Origin of the sequence: Prevotella sp. oral taxon 317 str. F0108, from assembly GCF_000162415.1 — a bacterium.
Lineage (GTDB): Bacteria > Bacteroidota > Bacteroidia > Bacteroidales > Bacteroidaceae > Prevotella > Prevotella conceptionensis.
Map to the genome: position 1 here is coordinate 219,455 of NZ_GG740072.1, position 13,417 is coordinate 232,871.

At 38.5% G+C, this 13,417-nt stretch carries 14 protein-coding genes and 2 pseudogenes; 12 read left to right on the forward strand and 4 right to left on the reverse strand.

All coding sequences use genetic code 11. The features are described from left to right. Positions 1–278: 278 nt before the first annotated feature. The 10 genes from HMPREF0670_RS16100 to HMPREF0670_RS00815 all read left to right on the forward strand — a co-directional run bounded on the left by HMPREF0670_RS16100 (position 279) and on the right by HMPREF0670_RS00815 (position 7,107). Complete coding sequence (locus HMPREF0670_RS16100) at positions 279–1,010, forward strand: hypothetical protein (RefSeq protein WP_232213833.1); 732 nt, start codon at positions 279–281, stop codon at positions 1,008–1,010. 90 nt (positions 1,011–1,100) lie between these two features. Beyond that, positions 1,101–1,523 (forward strand): hypothetical protein, encoded by a 423-nt coding sequence (locus HMPREF0670_RS00780; RefSeq protein ID WP_044077550.1) that lies wholly within the window; start codon positions 1,101–1,103, stop codon positions 1,521–1,523. A 214-nt stretch (positions 1,524–1,737) separates the two neighbouring features. After that, positions 1,738–2,130, forward strand: a complete 393-nt coding sequence (locus HMPREF0670_RS00785) for a hypothetical protein (RefSeq protein WP_044077551.1) — start codon at positions 1,738–1,740, stop codon at positions 2,128–2,130. Between the two features lie 307 nt (positions 2,131–2,437). After that, positions 2,438–3,040: a hypothetical protein gene (locus HMPREF0670_RS00790; protein WP_157579512.1), complete on the forward strand. Its 603-nt coding sequence runs from the start codon at positions 2,438–2,440 to the stop codon at positions 3,038–3,040. A 170-nt stretch (positions 3,041–3,210) separates the two neighbouring features. Further along, positions 3,211–3,714, forward strand: coding sequence for a hypothetical protein (locus HMPREF0670_RS00795; protein ID WP_044077552.1), 504 nt, complete (start codon positions 3,211–3,213; stop codon positions 3,712–3,714). Between the two features lie 46 nt (positions 3,715–3,760). Continuing rightward, positions 3,761–3,907: a hypothetical protein gene (locus HMPREF0670_RS16105; RefSeq protein WP_009229257.1), complete on the forward strand. Its 147-nt coding sequence runs from the start codon at positions 3,761–3,763 to the stop codon at positions 3,905–3,907. A gap of 62 nt (positions 3,908–3,969) precedes the next feature. After that, positions 3,970–4,395 (forward strand): hypothetical protein, encoded by a 426-nt coding sequence (locus HMPREF0670_RS00800; RefSeq protein WP_044077553.1) that lies wholly within the window; start codon positions 3,970–3,972, stop codon positions 4,393–4,395. Positions 4,396–4,417: 22 nt separating this feature from the next. Then, on the forward strand, positions 4,418–5,200 hold the full coding sequence (locus HMPREF0670_RS00805) for a hypothetical protein (RefSeq protein WP_157579514.1): 783 nt from the start codon (positions 4,418–4,420) through the stop codon (positions 5,198–5,200). A gap of 510 nt (positions 5,201–5,710) precedes the next feature. After that, positions 5,711–6,181, forward strand: a complete 471-nt coding sequence (locus tag HMPREF0670_RS00810) for a hypothetical protein (protein ID WP_044077554.1) — start codon at positions 5,711–5,713, stop codon at positions 6,179–6,181. Between the two features lie 185 nt (positions 6,182–6,366). After that, entirely contained in the window at positions 6,367–7,107 is a 741-nt protein-coding gene (locus HMPREF0670_RS00815) for a hypothetical protein (protein WP_009229259.1), read from the forward strand. Between the two features lie 497 nt (positions 7,108–7,604). On the opposite strand, the gene tnpB is transcribed toward HMPREF0670_RS00815, so the two are convergent. Genes tnpB through HMPREF0670_RS00825 form a run of 3 tightly spaced genes read right to left on the reverse strand, consistent with a single transcriptional unit; the run spans position 7,605 to position 10,464 of the window. Further along, complete coding sequence (tnpB, locus tag HMPREF0670_RS17455; RefSeq protein ID WP_316928767.1) at positions 7,605–8,009, reverse strand: IS66 family insertion sequence element accessory protein TnpB; 405 nt, start codon at positions 8,007–8,009, stop codon at positions 7,605–7,607. Next, positions 7,921–8,190 (reverse strand): cysteine peptidase family C39 domain-containing protein, encoded by a 270-nt coding sequence (locus tag HMPREF0670_RS00820; RefSeq protein ID WP_255346253.1) that lies wholly within the window; start codon positions 8,188–8,190, stop codon positions 7,921–7,923. Before HMPREF0670_RS00820 ends, tnpB begins: the two co-directional genes overlap by 89 nt. Further along, positions 8,191–10,464, reverse strand: coding sequence for an outer membrane beta-barrel protein (locus HMPREF0670_RS00825; protein ID WP_009229260.1), 2,274 nt, complete (start codon positions 10,462–10,464; stop codon positions 8,191–8,193). It lies immediately after the preceding gene. Between the two features lie 113 nt (positions 10,465–10,577). Here HMPREF0670_RS00825 and HMPREF0670_RS16925 point away from each other — a divergent pair. Next, positions 10,578–10,691, forward strand: a pseudogene (locus HMPREF0670_RS16925) (IS5/IS1182 family transposase); the annotation flags it as partial. Positions 10,692–10,831: 140 nt separating this feature from the next. Here HMPREF0670_RS16925 and HMPREF0670_RS16110 read toward each other — a convergent pair. Continuing rightward, positions 10,832–10,963, reverse strand: a pseudogene (locus tag HMPREF0670_RS16110) (IS5/IS1182 family transposase); the annotation flags it as partial. A gap of 1,150 nt (positions 10,964–12,113) precedes the next feature. On the opposite strand from HMPREF0670_RS16110, the gene HMPREF0670_RS00850 reads away from it, so the two are divergent. Beyond that, on the forward strand, positions 12,114–12,647 hold the full coding sequence (locus HMPREF0670_RS00850; RefSeq protein ID WP_009229262.1) for a hypothetical protein: 534 nt from the start codon (positions 12,114–12,116) through the stop codon (positions 12,645–12,647). Positions 12,648–13,417: the final 770 nt, after the last annotated feature.

Sequence of the window (13,417 nt, forward strand, 5' to 3'; positions counted from 1 at the left end):
TTTTTGCATCAAAACTAACCTTCGCGAGAATCGATTTTTTGCGGTCGGGTAGGCGGTTGGTGGATTACGAAGGCACTCATAATGTTAAAATTATTACTGAAAAAGAGACAAATGTTGACGGGCGGATGGGTTGGCAATATGGAAAATTTGACCAGTTAGCGAGTAGATAAGTTCATACAGGATGTTGGTTGTCAAGATAACGAGTTATATAGAAAATAAATTGGTTTGGAAAATATTGAGAAAAAACGTATCTTTGCATCATGATATTAAACTTATCCATGGAAGAACTTAATAACCTTCGCTGGTTCCAACACAGTAAGGATTTTGAACCCTATTGTACTCAGATCGCCTGCATACTGATGCTGGCTCATGGTCACGATGCGAAAACAATCTCCTACAACTTGGAAATAAGCCTGTACAGCGTATATAACTATGCGGAACTCTACATGTTGGGTGACATTTCCAAACTGACCGACAACCGCTACAAGAGCTATTGCATGCACAACAGCCACTCCACCTACGCTTGTGAAGAGAAAGACGGGCACATGGGACAATTCACGGTGAGCGGGCGTTATCGGATAAACCTTAACGGATTTCTCAACGCCCGCGATGCCGCTGATGTCATCGCTCTTGATTGCCACAGCGTAAACGCCCAGTTCAGATGCCAGCTTTACGAAGCCGCACCTGCTAAGCATCCCACGACATGTGGGATATACGTCATATCCAACGATGCCAGATTCTATCGCAACAAGCATCTTACACAAAGGGTGAAGGGAACGAGGGCTAAGCAGTTTTTTCTTCGGCTGTACTCACCCAATCTCACCCTTATAGAACACCAGTGGAAAATGCTTAGGAGGGGAGTTGTCAACACAACCTTCTATAGAGCGAAGGAAAAATTTAGGCAGGTGGTGATGAATTTCTTCGATAGCATTGCTGATTACAAACAAGAGTTGGAACCACTTCTACTTCCCAATTTACGTATGGTTAATTCCAAAACGATTTTGGTTTGACTTAGATAACGCGAATAACAAATTAAAGGGCGATTTTAAAGAGTCGAACGGTTTGAAGTGACTAATTAGGTTTTTAAATATGTTGTTGTTATGAAAAAACTCATATTCGTGTATATAAGCATATTTTGTATATTATTTGCTTGTTATGGGAAAGACATACAATCACGCCATAAAAATAATAATGATTCAAACAAGGATTGTAGCTCTGTTTCTGTCAGAGTAGATTGTTTGGAAGTAGGTAAGGTCATGGGTTTAGTTGGTAAATTACAAGAAGTGAGAGAACTAGAACGCGATTACAAGGTGAAAGGAAGAAAAGCTATTGTACTACTGCAATCCCCTAATATGGATACTCCTTATTTTTGGATTCAAGTGGGCTTTTCTACTGCATATAGATTTGAACCAATTTACAATTTTTATGTTTCGCCGAAAAAAGGTAGTGTTTTTTTCTATGACACAATGACAGATTCCATAATACGGATAGAGGATTGGAGGAAGATTGCTCAGAAAAAGTGACAACATACGAATGTCACATCTACGATGCCAACGGAACTCTCACACTTTATCTTAGAAATGCGATTATAGAAGATGGAGTAAATGATGATCGTGTGTGCTCATTAATAAAAGAGACAAATCTAAAAGTTAAGAAATATGGATATAGCTTATCTTTTAAAAGATATTCTAGTGAAACGTCGGGATTCGACATTGGTGTTAAAAAAAATAAATAGCGATGAAATATATAATAGTCTTTTGTGTTATGCTTAGTATGCTATCTTGTAAGAAGAATTCTATCGAAATGACAATTGCAGGTAGAAATCATAGATACTGGTTGAAGAAGTCGCACGCTGAGAAGTCGCAAGTTTACTATTACTTTGATAGACAGGGGAGATGGTACGTATATGAAAGGGCATATAAAGCTAATGTCCTAACAAAATATGACGGAGGGGACATCATGCTCATTGAAAAATGGTCATTAATAAATGATACAACAATAAACATCGGGGGAATGGAGTATTGTATAAGAGAATGTAACGACACTTTGTTAGTCATTGAGAGCTCAATGTTCACAGACACATTGATGTCTTTAGATCTCTACCCTTCGGTGATTCCAGAACGCCCATAGATATAGTGCGAACATCGTCACGGTGGGGCAAAAAGACTACCAATGATGCAGATTGAAAGACAACGTAACCTTTTTGATGATAATGGAGGTTCCTGCATTACTTGGTTTTCTTGAAAGGCAGCAAGGGCATCCGATGGTGGAGCCATATCTCTCGCTACAGTTATCGAGTATGAATTTGCGCACTTCGTTAAATGGGTACAAAAACAAAAGATAGTTTGAACCTAAAAGTAAAATTCCAAACAGTTAATGCGGGGTAGAGTGAGAGAAGGAAGTATCGAAGATGCCGAATGGTGTACTGCATGTAGAAATGGAGAAACGATTAGGCATAATGCACGACAAAACGAAAAAAGAAATGGTGATGAGGTTCTTATACATAATTATAACATTGTTTGTTGTGGTTGGTTGCAAAACAAAGTTAAGAAATGACTGTGTTGCTAAGGATTCTATTGTCGTAACATACTATAGGGGACATTACGAATCTTTTGACGCCGTGTCCTTTGAAGATATGAAACAAATGTCTGATAGAAAAATGCCAAATGAAACGATTAGCTTAGATTCCACTTTGTTCCGTAAATTTAAAGGCTTTATAAAAAAGGTTTCTAGGGACAGGCTGTCGGTTGACGATGCACGCTTTTATCTAAAATGGCATAAAGATGAAATTACAATGGGTATTCCTGTTCATCTACATGCTTTGCAAGAACAAGCGGATAAATCATTACGTTATACAATTTATCAGATATTGTGGAAGACAAAATACTTTAATACGGTAAAGGAGGGAAGTATAAAATATGTTCTGTTAATAAAGGAATTTGGTATTCCTGTTGATTACAGATACGATGAAACTTCTTCTTGCTCTGGTAAGATGCCCTCAAAGTTGAAAAAAATCATACTTATAGAGAGTAATAAGTGACATGCTATTAGACAAATCCTTTGTCAAAGTATTATTACAAATAAATTTGATGAGAGGACTGCCAAGAGAATCTGTACCTAGCTGTTACACAAGGATGTTTCATTTCATCACGAAAAAACAATATGATGCTACCGTAAAAGATGTAAATAAAAACAACAATAATGGTTTAAATGAATAAGTTAATAACAATATGTGTCTTTACAATAGGGATCACTTTTGTTTGCAGTTGTACACATCATTTCCCTAAAAAGGTAGAATGGTATATTTCAAAACATAATATATTGAATGACCAAGGGAAAGGTGAATTGGATTTACGTGAAGTACTAGATATAGACTATGACACGATGTACGTCTTTCATTCACTTATTCCGCTAAACGGAGTTCAGAATATAATAGGAATAAAAACGTATGGGGATGCAGAAGATCCTTATACGGCTCTTATTGGGTCGGATTCTGAAATGTGTAGAGTAATCCTCATAAAAAACAATAAGGTTGTGTATGAGGATGAGTACTATTATTCGCATTATAAACTACAAGTGTTGTTCGAAACATTTTATGAAGTTAATGGGTGTGGCATTTTTGATGGGAATCTTGCTCCTGTGCATGGCTATATGTGTACAAAACACCATTTCACCGTAAGTAGAGTATCGGATGATAAATATATGATGAAATAGGTTTCCTGCATGTCGCGTAGAAATACGCGACACCAATGGCAATCCCATGTTTGTGGAGGAAGACAGACTGAACACGGAGCGGCGTATGGCGTGGAACGAAGAGAACCGCCTGAGGGCACTGTCGGCCAACGGCAAGATTAGCCGCTACACGTATAACGCAGCGGACGAGCGCATCGTGAAGGGGCACAGTTAACTTGAGGGCGTGTACGTCAACGGTGCGCCATAAGCATATCAAAATAGAAGGAGAAAAAGACAATGAAATTTAATTGGGTTATCTTGGTTTTTCTAATAATGACCATATCATCATGCTGTGCTCAAAAAACACACAGCAAACGAGAGAAAATCATCACAAATGAACTTTCCTTCATAAATAATAAGCGTGTCAACTTCTCTATAAAGAAAGTCGCTTGCGATACATGCTTTCCCATATTTGATGTTGGCTATCGTGTAAGCGTAAAATTGACTCCAAAACAAAAGATCCTTGTTGTAAGGATGAAAAGAGGAGAATGGTTGTCTTTACTCAATGATGAAACAACAGATTACGCAGCAAACATTCTGCTTTATTACATCTATAATCGCGATGCCATAGTCCTTTTATACAATAGAAGTATTAAGGACTGGAGAGACGGGATGAAAGAAGACGATATATTGTATTGGGAAAAGAGGCTGAAATACCATTGATTGGTTACCAATGTTCTTAATCATGAACATAAATCCTTCTCTCTGGTCGGTAGTTGCAGCAGAAATGTTCTCAAATGAAGAATATGGTCATGCTTTGATTTACGGAGAGTCTGTGGGAGACCGTCATCGCTCAGTACCTCATTTTCAAGATAGCCATGAACCCAAGCAAGAGTTAATAGACAAGTCTATAAGGACAAGAAAAGAAACCATTAAAAAGTATAGAATTATGAGGATTGCATTTGTTCTGTTTTGTTTCATACTATTCGGTCATAGTATGTTGTTTTGCCAAAACATTGGTTCTATTCAAGCCAGATGGTGTATAAGGGGAGAGAAAGAAGGATATGACGAGACTCGTTCGTGCTTGTATTCTATTAAGAACAACACACCCTCTAAACTCTTAATATTCTTTATCGAGGAAAATAATGATTCTTTAACCCCTGTTCAACTCTTAAGACGGAAACTCCTGCGTAGATACGGAGATTTTAGTTTATCAATGTTGGAATGGGAGTCGAATATGGTCATTGAAGACAGTTGTGCTATTATTCCAGAATTATTCGTAAAATGCTTACTCCCAAAAGAAACATTTGAAATCATTATGCTTTTTAATTCTTCAGATAGAGAGAAAACCAATGTTGACATTACTAAGCATCTATTGATATGCGAAGAACGTGTGTTCTCCGACTCATTGATTGGGATGCCGAACTTTGTGAAAAATCTAAGTTTGTATCGTGTTGGCTACCTCTATCCTTATGTTGTCATGAATTCGAGCATATTCCAGGCATTTATCAATAAACAGATTAAGTGAAAGATTTGTTGTTTAACAATATACAATGAAGTAGTCTTTACTTTTAATGTTTCTATAAATTGCGAGGAGTTTATTATCTTTGTAATGCAAAAACAAGACAGATGCTCCTCTCATGTACGAATGTGCGGAATAAATTTACGATAGCGTTTGAAATCCCGCCCCACTTGTCTGTGGCATAACGCGATTACATTCTGAAAATAGCCTGTTGGAGGTTATTCAGTGCATTCTTTACAAGTTGAAAGCAGGTTTCCTGTGCCACACGGTTTCTTGTCTCATCCATCTTCACAAGGGCAATGTTGCATTACAAAACAGTGTGTCGGCATTTCCGCAAGTGGACGAGGGCGGGCGAGGAATAAAAGGTATGGGGCATAGCTTTGCAACGTTACAGGTCTTTCTTGGACTGTCTGTAAGACACGGATCCATATCACATTCATACTAATTCTTATGGAGAAGATGAAGAGAGGGAGAAATGTGCAGGTGGCTCTATGAAGTTAAACCAAATAGGAAAAAATGAAACAGATAATAATAGTTTTTATGCTTGTGGGACTATGTGCCTGTAAAAGTCAGGATACGGAGGAAACAAAGTTTTTAAGCCATTTCATAGACTTGGCAGAGTTCCCATGTGGTGGTATTCTTAGTACAATGCCATTACCAACAAAAGATACTATAAGCTATGATATACTTGCAAACAGGTTTTTGTTGCCTGTAAATACAATTGTGCTCTCAAACGCTCATAGCCAGTCGACATTTTGTTATGTTGGAAAGTATAAAATTGCTGATGGATATTATGTGTTGGCATGTAAAGAGTTTTACAACTACCATGACTCTAGAATCATCATATATCTGTATAATGATAAACAAGACGTTGTTACATCATCATTATTAGTTGGCTGTCACGATGAATTCTTAGATGTGGATAGTGAATATAAAAATGGAACTATAACGATTCGAACAACGTACAAGAAAGACAACATGGGTTAGATCCTCCCGAAGGCCAGGAGTATGTTCAGAAACAACTTACACGTAAATATCACATAGACGATAATTTTCATTTCGTAGAATAATTCTTCTCCCATGAGTCTTATGGAACACGAATTTTCCACGCTGCGGATAGAACCAACAGTGCAAGAAACATTTTGAGAATCAGCATAAAGTACAAGAAGAATATGAAAAGTTTGATGCCGAAGAAGAGTTTCGTGTTATTGGGGGAGCGGAGAACTGCACAATTGAATGGAGAAAGTATTCGTCATCATCATCGGTGGACTGAATTTACAACAGAAGAGCCGACTTCAAAAAAGCAAGAAGAAATGAAAAGAAACGCTTTGTTATTATTTCTATGGGCATTGGCACTTGTTACAAATGTTAGATGCGCTAGTAAATCTAGAGAAAAAACGGAATTCCAGGATTCTATCGTTGTTTTCTTTAGACCCATATATAGTTCTAAAGTTGTTAGTGCTAAAGAATTGATTATGATGTCAAATAAGGTGCCTGTGTATGATACGTTATTTGTTGACCGTGGAGATTATAACTCAATCAAGAATTTTATAGAAAACAAGGAAGTGATAAGAACCGATGTGAAGGGTATCCCAGAAGTATACCTTAAAACAAAAAGGGGAACAGTGTTTTTGACACAGTTTAACCCGCTAGCGGTGGATATTGATGGGAGTCCTCTCGCTATCAGTATGGGTATGGCTTATCGTATAAATACATGTAGTAAAATGTATAATTACTATACGAAGGAAGAAATTTCTTGGGATACACTTTTTAGGGAGTATAGTCTTCCCGAAGATTACCACTATCATTATGATAAGTATTACCAAGAGTTTAAGAACAATGGCCACAAATTAGATTCGATATTTATTGTAAAAAAGCGTGGTGTAAAGTTATGGCTAATCGCAAGAGAGTAATTTCTGAAACTTCTCGGAGATTTTAAGGCCTATCCACGTTTTGCCACAGACAAATGCGGCAGGATTTCAGATTTTATCGTATCTTTGTCCAGTACTTCGTACATGAGAGGAGTGTTTGTTTTGGTTCGTTTTGCATCACAAAGATAATAAACTCCTCTCAATTTATTGAAATATTAAAAGTCAAGATGACTTTAACACCATGGAAAGAGTGACATACAACAGAGATAAGGAATCTGTTAACCTGAAAGGGTATACCGTATTTGAAAAAAACTAAAAACATCAAACCTTCAAAAAATGGTATGGAGAAACAGAAAGTAATACAGCTTATATTACTCAGCATCTGCTCGGTGCTTAGTAATTATGGACAGAAGGAAGTTACATAATAAGCACCCAATATTCGCCGCATTGATACTTCACAAAAAAGCCCTTATATGATTGGTGTCATATAAGTTTTTTGTTATTTGCAGTTTATGAGCAGTAGTTTTATCAATCCATCTTCATGTCCAGCAAAGGCTTTTCTTACTACTTAAACAGCCCTGCGCCATCTGCTTGTGATACACAACAAAGCCATAACGTTCCCCATGGAGCAATTTGATGCGGTTGCGAGGGCGATTATAAAAGACATAGACACAAACATCAGAAGGGGTGAAGTCATTACCGCGTACGAATTGACATAAGCGGAGGATTACCTGATGCATATCAACAGGAGTACAACAAACACGGTCAGCATTTGTTTCGTTGAGTGCAAACATATTTTTTTGCACAAAGGTAGGAAACAAAGCATACAGGAAAAAGGCGGCGAATATTGGATGCTTACAATTGAGACAATATATAAAAATATCGCACAAGGAAAAATGCTGCGGAGTTGAGGTGATATAAACTTGCTTTTTCACATAGTACATCAAAGCCTAAGGTTTCTGCCAATTGTTTTAAAGCCTGCATTGAAACACCCTCATTGGTTATAGCACATATATGTGATAGGTTTTCGCACGAATACATCCTACCATAAAATTTACAGAGCATGGCCATGCAGGCAATTCCACATTGCATGGCGTCATGTTGTCTATAAAAACAAAAGGACATTTATTTTGCTGTGTTGTATTTGGTAAGACCTGAGTCGTTGTCACTATTATTAATGTTTTGGCTCAGATGCCTTCGTGAATTACCTTTCGTCAGAGAATAGACGAAGGTCAGTGCAACAAGATTCTTGAAATTACCCCATCGAGTCTTTTCTACGAAATGGAATGAAGGGGTGTCTGCGTAAATCATGGAAGGAACGGGATTGTAAATGAACATGGCTCCCATGGTGACGGCACCGAGCCTGTAGGTAAGGGATGCGTTCGCATTATACCCGTGTTTCTCAAAAACATCACCGTCAACAGTTGTCATCGGTAGATTGTGGTTGGTAATGAATTGCCACTTGCCTGTCACCACCTGACAAGAGATTCCGACATTGTTCAGATTGTGGTTGATGCACTGATTAGGCGTATCGTATTTGGAAAACAGATAGTTGTAGTAAGGTTGCAAAGTTAGCCATGAGAAAGGTCTACAACTTAGAACAAGCGATGCGCCATACTCGTTGACATGGTGGATGTCCACAATTCGGTTCACGACGTCGGTGCCGTCAGCAGAAACAACTGTCATATTCCTGCTGGGATAGTGGGCGTGACTGACGGAAGGTTTGACAAACCAAATATTGTTCGCCGACGCATACTGGAAACTAAGTTCGGTGCGGTAGAAATGGTAGGGTTTCAGACTGCTGTTGCCTTGTAGATAGAATCGTTCATCCACGACGGTGCGACTATCTGTGAGCTGACCGACGCTAGGAACCGCAGATGCTATGGACGAAGTCAGGCGTAGCGAACCGTGTTTGTACAGCTGATAATTAAGAGAAACGGAAGGCCGCATGAGGATGTAGTTGGCTATTGCCTTCGTCACAGTTCTGTACCGGTTGTTCTCCACACCTACCCCCAGGTTGTAGGACAATGCCCCCCATTGATTGGTGTAGTCGGCGTATAGGTATTCCTTTTGCGTATTCACTGTCGACAAACTGGATGCTCCGTCTGTCTGCTGCAGTCTTTTGTATTGATAGTAGGCTCCTATCTGTATATTTCCCTGCCATAGTTTGTCAGTATAAAGTGCTTCTGCTATTAGCGAGTAAGACTTGTTGTCGACGATGTTGGTAAACGTTCCCGTTCCCGAGGTGTTTGTTAGATTATTGTTCGAATTGGATTTGAAATAAGTGTTCACCACATTGACCGACAGACTGTTGCCTTTGCGGAAAGTGTGTCCGAAGTAGATGTTGGCCGATAGGGATGAAAAGTCACTTTGAAGCCTTCTGTGGTTGGCATCTCCCAATCTACCCGTCCGCAAGAGCTGTTGACTATATTGCTGGGTAGCCGGAAACTTACGATATTCTAAAGTGATATTGAAAAGGTTGTTGTTTTGGAAACGCTGATAGAATAATTGTCCGATGTGGTAGGCACCAGTGTATTTACCCGACAGACCTTTGTAATCGTTCGTCACATCCGGATAGGTATAACGGTTTTCCATGGTATTTCGGTTGAGATGTCTGTAGTCTAGAAAATAAGCTGCAGACACCTTGTTGAGTGAATCGCTATAACTGGTGGAAAACAAGTTGGTTCCGTATCCTGTGGTGATACTATTTTTGGTGTCGAGATATAGTGAATAGTGCCTTTTGTTGGTGCGCTTGGTTGCCACATTCAATACAGCACCTATATTCTCATGCGCAAACCTTGCAGGTGGATTGGAATAGTAGTGCAGGGTCTTTATTTCGTCGGTTTTGAGCAGCATCAGTTCGCGTACCGACCTTCTGATTCCATCAATCAGCACCAGGACAAATTTACCATCTGCCGTAAGCAGTTCACCGCTGTTTGTTGAAAGCCTGAATTGCGGCAGGTTACTGATGGCCTCCAAAGCGTTGTTTCCCACCTGTCTGGCACGCCTGTCTAACAGGATGATGTCTGCGTTGCCGAAGCTTCTTAGCCCTTGGCCCGACACAGTGACCTCTGAAAGGTTCTGTATGCTTTCAGTCAGCTTGACCATTCCGACATCGCCACTCTTGCACGTTAGCTGCTGTGGCTGATATCCTAAGCAAGAGAATTTCAACAGGAACAGTCCGTCTTCGCCTACATTCAAACTGAAGGTTCCTTTTGAATCTGTCTGCGTGTGAACAATGGCTGTCGTGTCGGATAAGCTGGCCAATACGCAGTCAACGCCGACTAATGGATCGCCAGACGGATCGGTCACCGTACCGTATATTCTGTTTTGTGCGTTGCTGCTTATCAATGAGGCTACAAAAGCAAACCATAACGTTGTGAGAATTCTTGCCATCATAATATAAATTATTTACACATTGATTTTGAAGTCATCTAGGCTTTTTAAACCTCTACAAATTGAGAGGAGTCTATTATCTTTGTACTGTAAAAACCAAGATAAACACTCCTCTCATGTACGAAGTACCGGACAAAGATACAATAAAATCTGAGATCTTGCCATTTTTATCGGTGGCAAAACGCGGTTATGTGACAAAAAGTGACCTGGTGGAGGTCATTCAGTGCATTCCTTTTGTACAAATCGCCATATTTACAGTTTATGCGCGACGGATACGCCTACATCAACGGCTAGACTAGTTACTACACATAAGTATGGCAGGCGGTATTTCCTTATGATCTGTGACATATATGGCATTGGTAGTCTTTCTTTTCAACTTATATAGAATGCACAGAATAATAATTTCCAAAAGGTTACTTTTTAAGGCATACCCACGTTTTGCCACAGACAAATGCGGCAGGATTTCAGATTTTATTGTATCTTTGTCCATTGCTTCGCACATGGAAAGAGTGTTTGTTTTGGTTCGTTTTGCATCACAAAGATAATAAACTCCTCTCAATTTATTGAGATATTAAAAGTCAAGATGACTTTAACATCATGGAAAGAGTGACATACAACATAGATAAGGAATCTGTTAACCTGAAAGGGTATACCGTATTTGGAAAAACTAAAAACAGCAAACCTTCAAAAATGGTATGGAGAAACAGAAAGTAATAATGCTTATATTACTCAGCATCTGCTCGGTGCTTAGTAATTATGGACAGAAGGAAGTTACATATTTTATCAATGAAAAAGACACGCTCATATACAAAGACATGGAGTACGTCTTTAACAAACTCCAATATAATAACATCAGTACAGGGTTTACTTCATTGATAAGGCGCCTATCTTTAAATAGGAGTGCGGAAATGTACATTATGAACATTAGCAAACACAATGGCAAGCTATTAATCCTAATCCAAAACTGGGAATATCGTGGTATTGCTTCTTTAAGGAAACGAAATGTGTATGGCATGTATAGGAGTAAGCAAATGAAGGACTTTTTAGTATGTTACGACAATTCTTGTCCTATTGCAACTTTAAAGAGGATCTTTCATCGAACAGATGAAAGAATAAGCATTAATACCCTCATGAAGATATTGCCTAATGATGAACACATCGTCATAGAAGACATTGCTACGCAATATTGTGGAAGTTTAATCAAAAACCGCCTGAGAACAGACAAGTTCATTCTAAACAATAAAACTGTTTACTATGGAAAGAAATAGTGATTTCTTTTGTACAAATCGCCATATTTACAGTTTATGCGCAACGGATACGCCTACATCAACGGCTAGACCAGTTACTACACATAAGTATGGCAAGCGGTATTTCCTTATGCTCTGTGACATATATGGCATTGGTAGTCTTTCTTTTCAACTTATATAGAATGCACAGAATAATAATTTCCAGAAGGTTACTTTTTAAGGCATACCCACGTTTTGCCACAGACAAATGCGGCAGAATTTCGGATTTTATCGTATCTTTGTCCATTGCTTTGCACATGGAAAGGGTGTTTGTCTTGGTTCGTTTTTGCATCATAGATATAATAAGCTCCTCTCAATTTATAGGAACCTTAAAAGTAAAGAAGGCCTTAAATAGAAATAAACAAAATGGAAAAATTCGAACAACTTTTTGTGGATTATTATAATGGAGTAACAGCCATACTCGAGGGGGAAAGACCTGCGGGCTTTCTTTCGAAAATGCCCTTTATGTACGAGAAACTTCTAGAAGAGGCTATCATGGAATATGATAAAATCACTGACACCGAAAGATGGCTTAAAAAAGAAATAATAAGTTTGACTGACTCTAACATTACCATCTTTAGAAACAAAAGCATAGTGTTCAATCGGTATTATATCCATACACTATGGAGGTTTGATTTGATCTGTGATTATTTAAATCGCAAGAACATTGATGATTTAAATGTTGGAGAGCAGCTAAATGCAACTCTCGAATTTTATGCAGCAAATAATCAGTTAGATAGGATTATGCGCATAATTGCTGAACTACTTTCATTCATAAGGAAAAACGAGACTTCAGAATTAATTTATAAGAAAATCATGGATTCCTATTACAAGCTTCACGTAGAAGATAAAACTATCTTACTTGAATTAGAGGTATATAAAAAATATTGTGAGCCATGACTAGCCTTGATGGGTAAGTGGCAATCTATGGCTATAATACCGCAGAGCGGGTAAAAGTTAAAGATGGGGAAGGGGCAATCGTTGCGCAGGAGCTACGACAAGGGCGGATGCTCCATGATAGACGTGCATGGGCTGCGGTATGAAAAGCACGTACATTTAAAACTATCAATGGGAGCGGTTGCAAGGCATGTTGCTCACCTCTGACAGCGACAACATGATAGATGCGCAATATAATTCAACTCCATAGGCTCGCAAACTCATGAGCTAGTTGTCAAAAAAGGATTGGATTTGCAAAGCCGTAGGTGCATCGTAAACAAACAAAAGTCCTCCTTATCCTCGGCGTAAGGGTTTATTGATGCTATGCTACGCAACGTCTTGCATTCTTCTAACAACAATTCTCCAAAAGCAATTCTGTTAGACTGTATTTTTTTTGTGTTTATTTTATTTTACAATATCGTTTTAAATTTCACTCTGTTCTAGCGAAAATATAGGTTGTAAAGTGGCTAAATTGCCACTATTTCTAACCTTCCACGTCTTTCGTTTTGTCTTCTTTTAAGAAAACAACCTGCATTTTGCACCACTTTGCCTTTCTATTTTGGTTGTCAGCTCGTAATTTTTCAAGACCAAAAACACACTTTTAGCCCCTAAAACCCTACTTTTTAACGGCTATTTTGCCCCTTTTGGCCATGTTTTTGATGGCTCTAAAAGGTTTTGTTTATACAATAGCAGTGTATTTTTATGCTTTTTGCCTCACATTAAGCAGCATTTTA